Annotated in this window: 15 protein-coding genes; 5 read left to right on the top strand and 10 right to left on the bottom strand. The window is 70.9% G+C overall.

The features are described from left to right. The coding region (locus KJS59_RS15830; protein WP_213453657.1) for a YbaB/EbfC family nucleoid-associated protein at window positions 1–506 on the top strand (506 nt) is incomplete at its 5' end. A gap of 54 nt (window positions 507–560) precedes the next feature. Here KJS59_RS15830 and KJS59_RS15835 read toward each other — a convergent pair. From KJS59_RS15835 to KJS59_RS15870, 8 genes are all read right to left on the bottom strand, one after another. Continuing rightward, complete coding sequence (locus KJS59_RS15835; protein WP_213453658.1) at window positions 561–1,931, bottom strand: EsaB/YukD family protein; 1,371 nt, start codon at window positions 1,929–1,931, stop codon at window positions 561–563. Window positions 1,932–1,937: 6 nt separating this feature from the next. After that, window positions 1,938–2,381: a WXG100 family type VII secretion target gene (locus KJS59_RS15840; RefSeq protein WP_213453659.1), complete on the bottom strand. Its 444-nt coding sequence runs from the start codon at window positions 2,379–2,381 to the stop codon at window positions 1,938–1,940. Window positions 2,382–2,408: 27 nt separating this feature from the next. After that, a complete protein-coding gene (locus KJS59_RS15845; protein WP_213453660.1) occupies window positions 2,409–2,699 on the bottom strand; it encodes a WXG100 family type VII secretion target in 291 nt (96 codons plus the stop codon). 17 nt (window positions 2,700–2,716) lie between these two features. Further along, entirely contained in the window at window positions 2,717–3,025 is a 309-nt protein-coding gene (locus KJS59_RS15850) for a WXG100 family type VII secretion target (protein ID WP_213453661.1), read from the bottom strand. Window positions 3,026–3,054: 29 nt separating this feature from the next. Beyond that, window positions 3,055–3,324 (bottom strand): WXG100 family type VII secretion target, encoded by a 270-nt coding sequence (locus KJS59_RS15855; protein WP_213453662.1) that lies wholly within the window; start codon window positions 3,322–3,324, stop codon window positions 3,055–3,057. A 194-nt stretch (window positions 3,325–3,518) separates the two neighbouring features. Then, a complete protein-coding gene (gene eccCa / locus KJS59_RS15860; RefSeq protein ID WP_213453663.1) occupies window positions 3,519–7,559 on the bottom strand; it encodes a type VII secretion protein EccCa in 4,041 nt (1,346 codons plus the stop codon). 19 nt (window positions 7,560–7,578) lie between these two features. Next, window positions 7,579–8,298: a hypothetical protein gene (locus KJS59_RS15865; RefSeq protein WP_213453664.1), complete on the bottom strand. Its 720-nt coding sequence runs from the start codon at window positions 8,296–8,298 to the stop codon at window positions 7,579–7,581. A 5-nt stretch (window positions 8,299–8,303) separates the two neighbouring features. Continuing rightward, the gene (locus KJS59_RS15870) at window positions 8,304–10,013 is read right to left on the bottom strand and encodes a S8 family serine peptidase (protein WP_213453665.1); all 1,710 of its coding nucleotides are present in this window, start codon (window positions 10,011–10,013) and stop codon (window positions 8,304–8,306) included. Window positions 10,014–10,158: 145 nt separating this feature from the next. On the opposite strand from KJS59_RS15870, the gene KJS59_RS15875 reads away from it, so the two are divergent. The 3 genes from KJS59_RS15875 to KJS59_RS15885 are packed head-to-tail and all read left to right on the top strand — an operon-like array spanning window position 10,159 to window position 14,101. Further along, window positions 10,159–10,851, top strand: a complete 693-nt coding sequence (locus KJS59_RS15875; RefSeq protein WP_213453666.1) for a response regulator transcription factor — start codon at window positions 10,159–10,161, stop codon at window positions 10,849–10,851. A gap of 8 nt (window positions 10,852–10,859) precedes the next feature. Continuing rightward, a complete protein-coding gene (locus KJS59_RS15880; RefSeq protein WP_213453667.1) occupies window positions 10,860–13,511 on the top strand; it encodes a right-handed parallel beta-helix repeat-containing protein in 2,652 nt (883 codons plus the stop codon). Between the two features lie 35 nt (window positions 13,512–13,546). After that, window positions 13,547–14,101, top strand: coding sequence for a hypothetical protein (locus KJS59_RS15885; protein ID WP_213453668.1), 555 nt, complete (start codon window positions 13,547–13,549; stop codon window positions 14,099–14,101). 58 nt (window positions 14,102–14,159) lie between these two features. Here the strand turns inward: KJS59_RS15885 and KJS59_RS15890 are convergent, their stop codons facing one another. Next, window positions 14,160–14,558 (bottom strand): hypothetical protein, encoded by a 399-nt coding sequence (locus KJS59_RS15890; protein WP_213453669.1) that lies wholly within the window; start codon window positions 14,556–14,558, stop codon window positions 14,160–14,162. A 118-nt stretch (window positions 14,559–14,676) separates the two neighbouring features. On the opposite strand from KJS59_RS15890, the gene KJS59_RS15895 reads away from it, so the two are divergent. Next, on the top strand, window positions 14,677–14,943 hold the full coding sequence (locus tag KJS59_RS15895) for a hypothetical protein (RefSeq protein ID WP_213453670.1): 267 nt from the start codon (window positions 14,677–14,679) through the stop codon (window positions 14,941–14,943). A gap of 225 nt (window positions 14,944–15,168) precedes the next feature. Here KJS59_RS15895 and KJS59_RS15900 read toward each other — a convergent pair whose 3' ends face one another. Then, window positions 15,169–15,750: a 1-aminocyclopropane-1-carboxylate deaminase/D-cysteine desulfhydrase gene (locus KJS59_RS15900; RefSeq protein WP_249714268.1), complete on the bottom strand. Its 582-nt coding sequence runs from the start codon at window positions 15,748–15,750 to the stop codon at window positions 15,169–15,171. Window positions 15,751–15,753 lie beyond the last annotated feature (3 nt).

Genomic DNA, 15,753 nt, shown 5'->3' on the forward strand with positions numbered 1-15,753 from the left:
TTTACCATCTCACCTCCCTGCTGCTCACTCATGGGCTATGGACGGCCAGCGGCCACACCTCAGCAGGCATTCTGAACACGACCAACGGGACAGCGACAAGAGACCCATTCAGGTGTCACCGCCGCACGCTGCCGCATGAACCGCCCCGGTCTACCCGCCGTCATACGTGCATGCAGCCAAAGAACGCATCGAATGACCCCTACCTCAGCCAACTTGAGACACTTCAGGATCAGCTCCAGCAAGCGGGGGCCGCACTGGCCGAGACCGAGGTGACCGGCATCGCCGGCGAGGGCGCCGTCCGGGTGACGCTCGCCGCTTCGGGCCAGCTCCGCGAGCTCCGCCTCGACCCGCGGGTGGTGGACCGCAACGACGTCGCGCGTCTTGAGCGGCTCATCATGGAGGCCCACGCTGACGCGTCCGATGGGATCCAGGGGCTTGCGGCCGGTCTGGCGGCCCCGCTGTCGAACCTGGCCGCGACGCTCCAGGCCCAGGTACAAGCCGGCTGACCTGTCGACAGGGCCCAGGTGACCGGTGTCAACGCACACCAGTCACCTGGTGACCTATCGGACGATGTCACGGCCGGCGGTGACGAAGATGTCGAGAACGCCAAGGGCGCCAAGGGTCGCCGGCGCCGCGAGGACCATGCAGAGGGTGCCGACCACGTCGACGAGCCGGCGCCGTTGCGGACCGGCGAGGTCGGGTAGTGCGTCGGGCTCCTCGTCGGGTCGCTGGGCCATCGCCACCGTCACTCCAGCCACGACAAGGACGAGGCCCAGACCGACCAGGATCATCGAGATCAAAGCCCAGCCGACGACAGCCGCTCCCGCGGTCAACAGCCCGAACGCGCCGACCATGCCGGCCAGGCCCAGCAGGGCCGCCTCCGCGCGGACGATGGATTGGCGGGCCCGCACGAGCACGGCGATCACGGCTACGACGGCGAGCGCCACGGCATACAGTTGGCCCGACCGGGCGAGTGCCGGCACGGCGACGACCAGCGCGACGACCGGGCCCAGGACGACGACGGGCATCAGCCGCTGGGCGCCAACCAACCAGCCGGTTATCTCCTGACGATTGCTCACCTCCGCGCGGCGGGTCCGGCGCACGTACGCGGCGATCGTGGCCGCCACGGCCCTGGACACCGCGATGAGCGCCAGCGCGGTCGCCGTGGCCGCGGCCGCCACCTGGATGCGGTCCGCGTCGATCACGGTGAGGATCGGCACCAGCACGGCCGCCAGGCCGAACTGCAACTCCACGGCGAAGAGGACCGCTTCCGGCACGGCGGCGAGGGTCAGCAAGGCGGCCGCGTTGGCGCCGACGACCGCCCCGATCCAGGTGAGGGTGGCGCCGCCGAGCGAGTGCGCGAGCAACGCCCCGGCGACCGCGAGGCAGGGCACGGACACCAGCGACATCGCCAGCGGGAGCCCCGGCGGCGTGTTCGTTGCGCGGACCTGGAAGCCCCACGCGGTGGCCAGGAGCGTCAACGCCGCGGCGGTCAGGCTCACGGCCGGGACGAGCCGGTCGGCGTCCCGGTGGAGAGCCAGCACGGCGGCCACCGCGACGAGCCAGAGGAGTCCGGCGACGGTGACCGCCAGACCACGGTTGCGGCTCGCCTGGCTGAGCTGCCGGGCCTGGTCGAGCACGAACTCGTCCGTGTCCTCCACCACCGGAATCAGGGTCGGATCGCGGGCGATGTCACACAGGTAGAGGACCTGCCCGTCGAGGATGCCGGCCTCGACCAGCGACGCGCCCAGCGGCAGCGGCGGCGCCCCGGCCAGCGCCAGCGACCACACCGGGTGCTGACCCTTGCGATCCAGCCCACACAGCGTCGCCAGGTCGGCGACGTACTCGCCGACCGGCGCCCCGCTCGGCAGCGCGATGTCGACCCGCCTGCCGCCGCCGGCGACGGTGATCCGGCTTCGCTCGTCCTGCATGGCCACTCAGTTCTCCACGACGACCGGGCCGACGCCGGGGCTTCGCCGCCAGAGGTTCGGGTCCTTGGGGTCGACATCCGGAGGTTCTTGGGTGAATGCCGAGAATGCCTCGATGACGGCTCCCTCGGCCGCGTCGAAGTTCGCGGCCACGCGCGCGAGTGCCACCGCCATCTTCACGAGTACGGCATCGTTCGGTGTCTCGTCGCTGAGATTTTCCTTGCCGGTTCCGAAGAGATCGCGGCCGAGCTCGTTGTATCGATCGAAGTACGCCTGCACCTCGGTGGCGGTGCTCCCCGCCCAGCTGCCCGGCATGGTTTCCCACGTCCTCGACAGCTCGGTCAGCTGCGCGCCGTAGTCAAGGATGCGCTCCTTCAGGTCGACGGTGGCCAGCTTGTACAGCTGCATCGGGTCGATCCTGATCGACTCCCAGTTGTAGTTCCCGCTGGCCATGGTCGGTCTCCTCTCTCGGAAAGTCCGTCACGGTGTGGGAGACAGGGAGGCGACGTTGGCCTGTTCCGCCGCGGTGATGTTCGCCTGCACGGTTTCCAGTCGCCGGACCGCGTCGTCGAGCTTTTCCTCCATCTCCGTGGCGGCGAGTTCGAACTTGCCGGCGAGCGTCGAGAAGGAAAGCGACGAGCGCGAGTGCCATACGTCCTCGACCAGCTTGAAGGTCGCGCGGAGGGCGGCGTTGTGCTCCCGTACCTTGCCGTGCACCCGCCGGGTGGTTTTGATGGCCGCGTCCAGCGCGACCGGGTCGACGTCGAACATCCCAGGGACCGCCTCGGCTAGCCGGCCCGCCAGGCGGCGGTGTTGCCCTGCTCCAGCTCCACGTAGTTCAGCCACACGCGATCCATCGCGACCGCGATGTTGTTGAGGAACCCCTCCGGCCCGAGCAGCGAGTCGGCCGAGGCGTCCCATGCGGCCTGGTGCTCCGTGTAGGCGACTGCCGCGTCACCGCTCCACGTGTCCCGCAGCGCGACGACACGCGCCTTCAGCCGGGCGAGTTCCCCACCCAGCGTCGCCGCCTTGGTGTGCAGGTAGGGCCCCGCGTCGCCCAGCTCGGCCGGCACCCGAATGCGGTCGTAGATTGTCATCCCGTCCTCCCTTCGATTGCTGATCACGATCAGAGGTTCGCCGGCGGCAGCGTCTCCCCGGTGCCGGCCACGTAGGCGACGTTGTTCAATTCGCCCGTGGTGTAGCCCTCCATGTTGTTCCGCAGCCCAACGGCGATGCCGTGCAACGCCGCCAGCAGGGCCTTGGTGTTGCTCTCCCACGGCCCGCCGGGTCCCATGATCTTCTCGAACTCCTTCTGCGCCGGCCCGATCCACGGGCCGTTGAGCCCGAGTACGTACGACTTGAGCGCCGCTAGCTCGGACTCCAGGGCGACTGCCATGGCGTCACAGTCATTAGCGGTGGTGCTCAGCTCTCTGGCTCTGGTATCGAACCCGTTGATCATGGTGTGGCCCGCCTCCTCCTGCCGGCCCTCGCCGACCGTCCGATACCGACCGTGCCAGGTGGACCGGTGCGTCGGGTAGGTCCCGAAACGATGGACATCCCGCTGCGTCCGATGGGAACATCGCCGCCCGCTCAGCGGTGGCTCGTAGTCGGGGCTTCGACCTCGACCGCCCGATCTGCGATGGCGATCTGGGTCAACAGCGGCGGCTGGCCCCGCCGCACCAGGACGGCGCGGCCGGGCGGGCGGCGAGCCGCCCGCTCCTCACCCACCAGGGCCCCCTCGCGCGGGTCCCCGGAGAGGATGAGCCCGTTGGTACCCAGTTCCCGCAGCCGCACGGTCAGCAGATCCGAGTGGGAGGTACGCGACGCGCCGGCGACGCGGCGGGCGAGGACGATGTGCAGCCCGACCTCGCGCGCGTGGGGAATGAACCCGACCAGCGGGCCCAGCGGGTTCGCGGCGCCGAGCACGAGGTCGTAGTCGTCCACGACGAGGTAGATGTCCGGCCCATCCCACCAACCGCGCGACGCCAGCTGCTCGGGCGTGACGTCCGGGGGCGGCATCCGCTCCTTGAGCCGCTCGACCAGTTGGTTGACGTAGGTGCTCGCCGCCGCCGCGTCCGGGGCGTACGCGGCCAGGTGCTCGTCGGGCACCACGCCCAGCATGCCGCGCCGGTAGTCCACGAGCAGCGCACGCGCGCGTGTGGCCGGCTGCCGCCGCACGAGGTTGGTCAGGAACGTCCGCAGGAACTGGGTCTTGCCGGACCCGCTGTCGCCGAACACCAGCAGGTGGGGGTCGGCGCTGGTGAGGTCCAGACCGACCGGTCGCAGGTCGTGCTCGCCGATCCCGATGGGCATCCCGGCCGCATCGTCGATCTCCATCGCGAGCAGCTGCGAGGTCGACAGCCGGTCAGGCAGCAGTCGCAGCCTGGGGGCCGCCGGGCCGGTCCACGCGGCCGTCACCTTCTGCAGGACGTCCTCCTGCGCTTCCCGGAGCCCCTCGGCGCTCTCCCGCCCGTCGACCCGGGGCAGCAGGAACTGGACGAACAGCCCGGGGCCGCTCAGGCCGCGCCCCGGCAGCGCCGGCATCGCCGCCGCCGGACGCCGGGCGATCTCCGACTCGCTCGGGTCGTTGAGCCGCAGTTCGAAGCGGACCCCGATGCTGTCGCGCACGGCCGGCCGGATGTCGAGCCACCGGCCGACGGTCAGCATGAGGTGGACGCCGGCGCCGAGACCACGGGCCGCGATCTCCTGCACCTGCGGCTCGAACTGCTCGCTCTGGGTCCGCACAGCGCCCCAGTTGTCGATCATGAGGATAATGTCCGCCGCGCGCAGGCCGGCCGGAAGCAGTCCGGCCGCCCGGCGCTGCCGGAACTCGGTGATCGAGTCGATGCCCAACGCGCGGAAGGTCGCCTCCCGCTCCGTGATCAGGGCGCGAACCTCGGCCAGCGTGCGGTCGACCACCGCGAGGTCGGCTCGGTCGGCGACCGCGGACACGTGCGGCGCGCTCGTGTACGGGTGCAGCGTCCCCCCGCCGAAGTCGACGCAGTAGAACTGCACCTCGTCGGGCGTGTGGGTGAGCATCGTGGCCAGCAGGATGGTTCGCAGCAGGGTGCTGCGGCCCATGCGCGGTGCCCCGACGATCGCCAGATGCCCGTGATGGCCGCCGAAGTCCAGGAGCATGGGCTGCTGCTCCTGTTGCAGGGGCAGGTCGACCACGCCGATCGGCACCTTGAGCGAGCCCAGCAGGGGCCAGTCGCGGGCGGACAGTCCGCGGCCGGGGTGGACGGCCGGCTGGCCGAACATGTAGTCCAGCGGAATCGCCGCGGGCAGCGGGGGCAGCCACACCTGGTGGGCGGGCCGGCCGACCATTTTGATCCGCTCCACCACAATGGATAGCTCGGTCGGCCCGCTCGGCTCGTCCGCGCCCGTCGCCGGAACGTTGTCGGGCTCCTCGGTGGTGGTCGACCGGAACCCGAAGGGGACGATGGTGGGGCCGATCCCGGCGGTCATGGTGGCCCGCTCGGCGGGGCTCAGATACGGCGCCGACACGTGGGCGACCCGGAACCGGCGGTAGACCGTTTCGTCCACCTTGAGGTACGCCGAGCCCGGCAGCGCCGGCAGGCGGTAGGCGTCGTTGGTCCCGATCACCGTACGGCTCTCCACCGCGCTGAAGGTGCGCAGGCAGATCCGGTACGACAGGTGGGACTCCAGGCCGCGCAGCCTGCCCTCTTCCAGCCGCTGGGTCGCCATCAACAGATGCATGCCGAGGCTGCGTCCCACGCGTCCTATTTGGACGAAGAGGTCGGTCATGTCGGGCCGGCCGGAGAGCAGCTCACCGAACTCGTCGACAATGATGAGCAGGTAGGGCAGCGGAGGCAACGGCTGCCCGTCGGCGCCCGTGCCCCCGGCCGCCCGGCGCCGCTGGTACTCGTGGATGGAGTCCAGGTTGCCCGCCGCCCGCAGCATCCGTTGCCGGCGCTGCTGCTCGCCCCGCAGGGCCGCGTGCACGCGGTCGATCATGCCGGCGTCATCGGCCAGGTTGGTGATCAGGCCGGCGACGTGAGGCAGTCCGCTCAGCGGCGCGAACGCCGCACCGCCCTTGTAGTCCACCAGCACGAAACTCAGCAGCTCCGGCGGGTGGGTGATGGACAGGCCGGTGACCAGGGTGCGCAGCAGCTCACTCTTGCCCGAGCCGGTGGCACCCACGACCAGCCCGTGCGGCCCGTACCCGCCCCTGGCCGACTCGTTGATATCGAGCACAACGGTCTGACCCTCGCCGTCGGTGCCGACCGGAACCCGGAGGAGGTCTTCGGGCGCGGTGGCCTTCCAGCGCTGCGCGATGTCGGCGTCGCCGGGGTCGCCGGCGACCAGCATCTCGGTCAGCGGCACCGTCCGGGCCAGCGTCTGCTCCTCGTCGTCGACGAGCCGCAACGGCGACAGACCCCGGGCGATCAGTTCGCAGAGGCTCGGCGGCACGGCGTCGGGCGTGCAGTCCTCCATCGCCGTAGGCCCGCCCGGGCCGCCTTCCGCGCTCAGCTGCCCGTCCTCAGTCAGCCGGATCCGCAGGTCGACCCGGCTCGGCTCATCGCTTTCCTGTTCGGACAGAAACACCAGCGTGTAGCCCAGCTGCGGGCCGGCGCTCTCGACCAGCGAGCGCACCAGGTTCGAGCGGCCCCATTCGGACTTCGGCTCGAACCTGGTGAACACGACCACCAGGCGCCGCTGGACCGGCGTACCGCGGTCCATGGTGATCTGGGCGCGGCGCGTCCGCTGGCGTTCCCGGCGCTCCTGCAGGTCCTGTTCGAGGTAGTCAGCCAGTTCCTGGGGCGCCCGGGCGACCAGCGGCACCACCCCGGCGTCGCCGCTGGTGCCCGGTTCGAACGCGTGGGGCAGCCACTTCGCCCATTCCCAATCGCCGTTGTCGGAGGCATCTATCGCCACGCCGACGTCGTCGGGGGCGTGCAGGACGACCAGCTGGCACAGCAGGGCCCGGGTTACGGCCGCCGCCGCCCGATGCGGGCCGAGGATGCTGACCACCCCGCACGCGCCGAGGTCGGCGACGAACGGTTGCGCGTCGACCTTGCCCATCCGCGCCGCCAGCCGGCGGGCCGACCGCAGCGACTCCCAGTCGTAGTCGGCCATCGGGTCGAGCCGGTTGCCAATCTCGATCGGGCTGGCCAGGTCCGTCCGGCCGACCCCCATGCGCAGGTGCAGGAAGTCCGGGTCGACGGGCCGCCGTTCCCACACCCGGTCGAGGGACCGGACGATGCCCCACAGCCCTTCGGGCTCCGGGTGCAGCGTGGCTGCGGTCAGCCGCTGGGCGGTGGCCACCTCACGGGCCTGTTTCCGGGCGATCGTGAGGTTCGCCCGGTACTTGCGGCGTTGCCGCCGGCTGGCGCGGCGTCGCGTACCACGCGTGTGCAGGGCCATACCGATGGTGGTGCTGATCGCTACCGCGACATACATCGCGCCGATCACGATCATCAACGGCCGACCGAAGCTGATCATGTATACGGACATTCCGATACTCGACATCATCGCGAAGACGATGGTGAACATCGACCCTGCGCTGGCCGTTCCCTTCGCTTCCGGCGGGTTGGGTAACGCGACCTTGTCGTGGGGCGGCTCGGCCGGACGGAACCGCGCCGGCCGGTGGAAGGCGAGACGACTCATGGGGCTCTCGCTTCTGCGTTCAGGAGGAACAGGTGACGCGGGCCTGCGCGACGGCCAGGCGGCTGGTGGGGGTGGTCGGCACACCCTGGTCGCCCAACGCCAGCGCGAGCCCGTTCCTGGTGGTGGGGAACGTGCCGATCGCCACCCACTGACCGGGCGCGGCTGCCTGGTCGACCACCTGCTCGGCTAGCGTGCCGCCGCTGCGGCCGGCGCGCACGACGTAGGTCGCCTGCCCCGCCGCGTCCTGGGGCCGTTCGGGCACCGGCACATAGACCGCCAGCTCGCAACGGGTGTACTCCGGTCCAGGAAGGAACCACCACATCGCCGCCTGGCGCGCCGTGCCCCGGTCGGGGTCACCGCTCATCGGGATCGTCTGGAAGGTGCCGTGGCACCCGTCGCGGTTCCAGGCCCCGGTGGCCATCGTGGTCCATTCCGGCGTACGGCCAGTCACGTCGAAGCCGTGGTCGGCGGTGCTCTCGCAGTCCCACCCGGCCACCGCCGTGTACGCCTCGGCCGGCGGCGTCGTCGTCGCCGTCGCCTCCGACGGCGGGAACGCGAGCTGCAGCACGACGCCGACCAGCAGCGCGAGAACGCTGGCGATCGAGCCCACGACGGCGACCGTCGCCGGCCGCGCCAGGGGTCGCTCCGCGCCGGGTTGTGCCCAGACATGTTCGTCGAACGCCCGGACGAACTCCTGGCGGTCGCGCCAGGACAGGCGGCGCGGGCCCGGATCGGACACCGTCATCACCGACCGCGGTCATGGTCGTCGCCGGCCGCACCGTAGCTGCTGGCCACCCCAAGCTCGCCGGAGGCGGCGGGACGTACGCCCCGGGGAATGGGCACGGTCGGTGTCTCGGCGACCCGCCGCGGCGCGGGCGAAGCCTCGTCGTCGGGCGCCCCGGGTTCGGGCGCGTCGGGCGCGCCGTATCGGACGACCCGGCGGATACGCCAGAACAGGAAGACGCCCACGATCAACGCCAGCACGACCGTGACCAGGATCGCGGTGCGGGACGGGGGCGATGACGTGTCCGGCGTGGACCGGGCGCCCGCCGCCGACCCGGTCGGCTCGGCCGGCCCCGCCTGCCCGGCCAGCGCCACCGCCTGGGCGGGGTCGATGAGGCCGAACCCGTACTGCGGATCGGGCGCCTCGCCGGAGGCCATGGGACTCGCGGAGCGCAGGATGTCGTTGACGATCTGCGCCGCGGGCGCGTCCTTGTCGGCGCCGCGCAGGAGCGCCGCCTCCCCTGCGACGAACGCGACCGCGTACTGCACGCCCGAGCCGGAAAACGTTCCGGTGCCCAGGATCCCGACGCTGGACACGCCCACTCCGGGGGCGACCACGTCCACGTCGCCCGCCGCGTACGTCGCGGCCAGTTCGCCGTCCACGCCCATCCCGCCGACCTGGATCACTTCCGCCGGCCAGGTCCCGGCCTCGCCGGTCGACGCGCCCATCACCACCACGACGTCGTGGCTGGCCGCTTTGCGGATCGCCGCGCCGACGGGCTCCTGGGCGGGGTCGACGTAGGAGCCCAGGGCGATGATCCGGGCGCCGGCGGAGACCGCCACCTCGATCGCGGCCGCCTGGTCGGCCACCGTCGCCTTCGGCTCGTTGGTCGCGATGCGTACGGGCAGGATGGTCGCCTCGGGCGCCATCCCGACGATCGGGCTGCCGCCGCCCTCGTCGGCCGCGATGATGCCCGCCATCGCGGTGCCGGTGCCGAGGCAGTCGACGTCCCCACGGCCGGAGCCGGTGACGATGTCGGGGCCGGAGGCGACCCGTTTCTGCAGGGCAGGCACGCTGCCGTCGACGCCGGAGTCGATCACCGCCACGAGGACGCCACCGCCCCGCCCCCGATCCCACGCCTGTTGCGGGGCGAGCCGCAGATGCGCCCAGTCCGAGGCGCTGCCGGGCACGGGCACGCCGGCGCACGAACCGGGCTTGGCGCTCGGCGCCGCCGAGGCGCTGGCTGTCGGCGTCGCCGACGCGCCGGCCGTCGGCCCGGCCGTCCCGAGCGGGTCCGCGGGCATCTTGGTGGGTGCGCCCGCCCCCCGCTCATCCCGACTCTCCGGCTTGGTCGGCTTGGCGGGTGCCGCCTTCTTGGTGGACTTCGTCGGCAGGACCCCGTACTGGACGCCGTCCCCGACCGCGTCCCACGGCAGCACCAGGAACCACCCGACGCGCAGCGTCGCCGGGTCGGTGAGCGAACCACCGTCGGGTTGGGTCCGCCCGACGTTGAGATCGAAGATGTCGGCGGACCGGCCCGCGCTGCCGAGGAACCGCACCGCGATGTCGGTCAGGCTCTCCGGCTTGCCGGATGCGGTCGCGCCGACCTCGTAGTACTTGACGTTGACCGGGGTGGGCGCGGCCGCGCGGGCCGCCGGGGCCAGACCGGCGGCAAGGACCACCGCGCCGAGCAGGGCGGCCACCTTACGTACCCAGCCGGTGGCTGGCATGTGCTCTCCTCAGGTCGGGGACATCGGGCTCCGCCGGTAGACGTTCGGGTCCCCGTTCGCGGTTCACGGAACGCTGAACTTCGGGTCGCGTTTGTCCGTCTACCGGTGACCAAGTGACAACGCGAGTCCGTCAGGGAGGACGACCGTGGCACCACATACCGCGATCCGCTACCACGCTGACCTCGCTCCGCCGCCCGGGTCCGACGGGTTGATCAGCGTCGCGATCGTCGACGACCAGCCGGTGACGCGGGCGGGCATGGAGCAGGCCCTCGCCGGAGACCCCGACCTCACCGTGGTGGCCTCCGTGGACTCGGTCGGGGACCTGCCCGCGGGCAGCCGTGCCGACGTCGCGATCATCGCGCTCCCCCTGGTCGGTGACGGGCCGGCGGCCGTGGCATCGGCGGCCGCCATCGCCCATCCGCTGGTCACATCGATCTGGGACGGGCCGGCGACGCTGCTGCACGCGATCCGCGCGGGCGCCCGGGGGTGCATCACCCGGCACTCCGATCCCGAGACCGTGCGCACCGCGGTAGGCGTCATCGCCCGCGGCGGCTTCTATCTGTGCAGCCGGCTGGTGGGCCAGTTCCAGGCCGGCCTGGTCCGCGCCTCCCGGGAGGACGGGCACGTCCTCGCCCCCCGCGAGGTGGAGACCATCCGGCTGATCGCGCTCGGCTTCACCCAGGCGCAGATCGCCACCCGGATGGGCCTGACGCAGGCGACCGTCAACACGTACACCAAGCGCATCCGCAGCAAGCTGAACGTCAACAACAAGGCCGAGCTGACCAGGATGGCGATCGAACTGGGCTACCTCGACGACCGTCGCCACGTGGCCGCCTGAGGTCCGGCGTGGGGACACGGCCACAGGAGCGGGTAACCCCGCGGGGGTGGGGAAGCCACCGCACCATCAGCGCGGCCGTCAGGGCAGCGGATGACGGGGCGCTCATCCTCGTCTCGCCCGGTGTCTACCGGGAGAGCGTCCTGCTCGACCGGCCGGTGGCGATCGTCGCCCAGTCCGCCGGCGGACCGGTCGAGATCGTCGCGGCGCACGGCCCGGCGATCGTCGCCACGGCGGGCACGGTCTCGGTGACCGGCGCGACGATCCGCGGCTGCGGCCCGGACGGCGTCGCGGTCGCCATCTCCGCCGGGGACCTCACCCTCACCGACTGCGAGGTGTCGTCCGGGCGGGTCGAGGTGACCGGCTGGGCCACGCCCACCCTGAACAAGTGCCGCGTCCACGGCTGTAGCGGCGCCGGGATCCACGTGACCGGCGACGCCCGGGTCACGGTGTCCGGCTGCACCGTCGAGGACGTCGCGGGGGCCGGCGTCCTGCTCGACCGGTCCGCCTCGGCCACCGTGTCGGGCACGACGATCACCCGGGTGTCCACGCACGGCGTGTCCGCGGCCGGCGCCGCGTCGGCCGCGCTCGACGACTGCGAGATCACCCACACCGGCGACGCCGGCGTGGCGGTGGACACCACGGGCCGCCTCACGGTGTCCTCCTGCCGCATGTCCGACCTGGGCAGCGACGGCATCTACGTGTCCGCGCCGGCCGGCCCGACCGACGCGGCGGAGATCATGGACTCCAGCATCGCCCGCGCCGGCGGTCGCGGGCTGGCCGCGACCGGGTACGGGAAGGTGGCGCTGCGTCGCTGCCGGTTCACCGACGCCGGCAAGGGGGGTGTCGAGTACTCCGACCACACGCGGGGTGAGATGGCCGACTGCGAGGTGACGGGCAGTGCCAGCACCGGGGTGGTCGTGCGTGGCTCGGCCCGGTTGACCGGCGCCGACTGCGTGGTCACCCGACCCCAAGCGAACGGTCTCTTCCTCGGCGACGAGGCCGCGGTGACACTCGATCGCTGGCGGGTCGCCGACTCCTCCTTCACCGCGTTCCACCTCGCCGACCACGCCGACGTCGACCTGCGGGACTGCGTGGTGTCCGGATCCCGGGAGCACGGCGTGCGGGCCACCGGCCGGGCGATGCTGCGGATGGCCGGTGGCACCGTCGAGAACGCCCAGATGACCGGCGTGCAACTGGAGGAGACCAGCGACGCCAACCTACGCGAGGTGTCCATCAAGCACACCACCGTCGGCATCCGGGCACAGACACCGCACCGGCCCCTGGTCGAGAGCTGCACCGTCTCCGCGTCCTCGACCTGCGGCCTGGAGATCGGTCCCGAGACCGGCCTGACCGCGCTCAACTCCCGGTTCGTCGGCAACGGCACGGCCGGCGTGTTCATCGACCGGGACAGCGCGGCCCACCTCGAGGGATGCGAGGTCGAGGGCAGCGAGGGCAGCGGGGTGGTGGTGTGGAACGCCGCCCGGCCGTCGATCCGTTCGGTCACGATCAGCCGGTGTCGCAAGAACGGTGTCTACCTCGCCCCCGAGACCAGGGCGACGCTCGACGACGTGACGCTGTCCCACACGGAATTCCCGGCCCTGTTCGTCGGTGACGGCGCCGAACCGGTGATCCGTCGCATGTGGATTCGCGATGCCGAGGTCGACGCCCGGATCGCCGAGACCGCGCGGCCGGTCTTCGAACAGTGCCGGGTGGACGACGCGATCGAGCGGAGCATTCCGGTCGAGGACCCGGCACCGGCCCGCCGCACGGTCTCCGGCGCACCGGTCGGGGCAGGACAGCGACCGGGTCACGCCGGCGACGCGACCGGCGCGCCGGACGACCCCACCGAACGCCTGCCCGACCTGCTCCGCCAGCTTGACGAGCTGATCGGCCTCGATCGCGTCAAACAGGACGTCGGGACGCTGGTCACGCTGATGCAGATGGTCAAACGCCGACAGGAGGCGGGGCTGCCGCCGCCCCCGCTGTCGCGCCACCTGGTCTTCGCCGGCAATCCGGGCACCGGCAAGACCACCGTCGCCCGGCTTTACGGCCAGATCCTCGCCGCCCTGGGCATGCTCAGCAAGGGTCACCTCGTGGAAGTCGACCGGGGCACCCTCGTCGGCGAGTACGTCGGGCACACCGCGCCCAAGACGCAGGCCGCGTTCCGGCGGGCCGCGGGTGGGGTGCTGTTCGTCGACGAGGCGTACGCCCTGGTCCCGGACGGCCAGGGCAGCGACTTCGGCCAGGAGGCGATCGCCACGCTGGTGAAGCTGATGGAGGACCACCGCGACGAGGTGGTGGTCATCGTCGCCGGCTACCCCGACGAGATGGAGCGTTTCATGGCCGCCAACCCGGGTCTGGCCTCGCGCTTCACACGCACGCTCAGGTTCGATGACTACGAGCCCAAGGAACTCGTGCGCATCGTGGAGCACCACGCGGGCGCGCACCAGTACGGCTTGCACGCCGACACCGGTGCCGCGCTGCTGGAGCTGTTCGCCGCGACCCGCCGCACGGACAGCTTCGGCAATGGCCGGTTCGCCCGCCAGGTATTCCAGGAGATGACGGAGCGACACGCGCGACGCGTCGCCGAGGTCAGCGACCCGACCGCCGAGGAGCTGACCATGCTGTTCCCGGCCGATCTGCCCGCGACAGCGGGGTGACATCCGGACAGCGACTCGAGAACAAGGAGAACGAAGTGACCGAGCAGACCGATGACACGACGCCGCAGACCGATGACACGCCGCCCCCGCCCCCGCCGCCGGAGCCCGACGACCTACCCAAGATCACGATCCGGCCGGGATGGCCGCGCGATCTCATCGGCCAACTCATCAAGGACGGAGGATCGGAAGAACCGCCAGCCCCGCCGCAGACACCGTCACGTCCACCATACAAGGTCTATCTCGCCAACCTCCGCGATGCCGAGGCCCAAATCCTCGAGGCCGTCAAATGGGCGAAACAGGAGTACGACGACCTGGCCGGCCAGTTCGCCAAGGACCAAAAATGGATCTTCACCTTGGACGAAGAGAGGGAACTCTACGAGTATCACGGGGTTTGGGAGGGTAAGCACCCGAGCATCGTGCTGGGGGACACCTATCCGGAGCGCACAAAGGATTTTTCGGACCGGGGCAACTCGCTGCTGATGTCGGCGGCAGATGTGATCAGAGCCGCCGGCGACTTTACCCTGGCCCTCGATACGGCCGGCCAGATCTATTCCAAGGCCGACATCGACGCGACCTTTCCTTCCGAATGAGGCACGCGAGATGGCCCGCAGGACCAACCTGCGGGCCATCTCACGCTCGCCCGGCGCGTTACAGCCGGCTTGATATGTCGACCTCGCTGAACTCCACATGGAGCGGCCTGTCGCTTTCATCGAAGTTCGTATAGACCGTGCCGTTCGGATCCGTCTGCTCCAGGATGACCGCGTTGTCACCGCTACCACTGAACACGGTCGACGAACCATCCGACACGTCCAGCCGCGTCGTACCATCCGACAGATACGTGTAGTTGCCCGACTTCCCGTCAGGAAACTCAACGTGCCCCGGATTGCCGTCGCTATCGAACTCGGTGTACTTCGTGCCGCTCGCCAGCGTCCGCGACAGAGTGACCGTGTCATTACCGGTACCGCTGTACACGCTCGACGAACCATCCGACATGTCCAGCCGCGTCGTACCGTCTTTGAAGTAGGTGTAGTCACCCGTAAGTGCCATGCTTGACTCCTGATCTCACTACCAGATGCGCTATTGCTTGATGGGGCGCGCCCCGGACTCCGGCGGCGGGGCGAGGGCGGCTTCGAGACGCCGACCGACATTCAGCGGCGCCCGCACGATGAGCGCGGCCGCGGGCGGAAGTGACCGCCGCGGAGCCGGGAAGCTCGCCGTCGGGCTACGGATCGCCCGCACGGCCGCCATCGACCTGCTCGCGGCCCGCACGGCCGCCGTCGGCTCGCGGGCGGCCCGCACGGCCGCCATCGACCTGCTCGCCGCCCGCACGGCCGCCATCGACTCGCGGGCAGCCCGCACGGCCGCCGCGGCCGATGCGAGGGATGGCGGTGCCGGCGGTAGTTGCCGCACGGGCGCCACCGAAAGGCGATGACGGAAGTCCCGGACCTGGGGCGGAGCCCCGTGGCGGACCGGGCGATACGGTGCATACGAATTGAGCGATGCCATGGGGGCGACATCCTTACCTGGTCTCGGGGGCGGCGCAGCTGATCCGCCGAGCCCGTTGCCGCATGCTAGCCCGTTGCGGTGGGCACACTCCAGATCCTTATCTGGTCCAGACGCCGCCGATAAGAGGCGCCCCGGATATGGCCACACCATGTCATCTTCGGGCGCGTTGACGGGTGTACTTTAGTTCCGTTCGCATCAGCCCCACGCGCAAGCCGGCGGCGATACCGGCAAGCGTCCCACCGGTCCCGATCGGGCAACAGATGACGTCGAACTGCTCGACGATCTCCGCCGGTAGCTCCGCACAACCGCGCACGGCGAGGGCGTTGCTGCCACCCTCCGGCAGCAGGTAGAACCGGCCCCAGACCTCTCGCAGAACCCCGATCACCGGCGGGCTGCGCTTCTCCCGGTACGTCGCTCGATCGAGGTAGGTGAGCCGCATCCCCCGGCTCACCGCGTAGGCCAAGGACGGGTTCAGTGGCAGATGCTCCTCACCCCGGATCACTCCGACCGTGTCGAATCCGAAGTAATACCCAGCCGCTGCGGTCGCGCGAATGTGGTTCGAGTAGGCCCCACCGAAGGTCAACAAGGTGTCGTGGCCTTGGTCCACCGCCGCCACCAGGTTGTACTTCAGCTTCCGCCACTTGTTTCCCGGAAACTCCGGATGGATCAGATCGTCACGCTTCACCAACAACCGCACGCCCGCCCGGTTGACCCGCTCGTCGTGCACGTCCACGAC

The sequence above is a fragment of the Rhizomonospora bruguierae genome (genome assembly GCF_018397995.1).
In the GTDB taxonomy this organism is placed as follows: Bacteria; Actinomycetota; Actinomycetes; order Mycobacteriales; family Micromonosporaceae; genus Rhizomonospora; species Rhizomonospora bruguierae.

Bases quoted from the DNA above. Each gene is read 5' to 3' on its own strand.
- KJS59_RS15890 (WP_213453669.1), bottom strand. From the start codon at position 14,558: ATGGCACTTACGGGTGACTACACCTACTTCAAAGACGGTACGACGCGG.
- KJS59_RS15835 (WP_213453658.1), bottom strand. From the start codon at position 1,931: ATGCAGGACGAGCGAAGCCGGATCACCGTCGCCGGCGGCGGCAGGCGG.
- KJS59_RS15840 (WP_213453659.1), bottom strand. From the start codon at position 2,381: ATGGCCAGCGGGAACTACAACTGGGAGTCGATCAGGATCGACCCGATG.
- KJS59_RS15845 (WP_213453660.1), bottom strand. From the start codon at position 2,699: ATGTTCGACGTCGACCCGGTCGCGCTGGACGCGGCCATCAAAACCACC.
- KJS59_RS15855 (WP_213453662.1), bottom strand. From the start codon at position 3,324: ATGGCAGTCGCCCTGGAGTCCGAGCTAGCGGCGCTCAAGTCGTACGTA.
- KJS59_RS15895 (WP_213453670.1), top strand. From the start codon at position 14,677: ATGAGCGCGGCCGCGGGCGGAAGTGACCGCCGCGGAGCCGGGAAGCTC.
- eccCa (WP_213453663.1), bottom strand. From the start codon at position 7,559: ATGAGTCGTCTCGCCTTCCACCGGCCGGCGCGGTTCCGTCCGGCCGAG.
- KJS59_RS15870 (WP_213453665.1), bottom strand. From the start codon at position 10,013: ATGCCAGCCACCGGCTGGGTACGTAAGGTGGCCGCCCTGCTCGGCGCG.
- KJS59_RS15850 (WP_213453661.1), bottom strand. From the start codon at position 3,025: ATGACAATCTACGACCGCATTCGGGTGCCGGCCGAGCTGGGCGACGCG.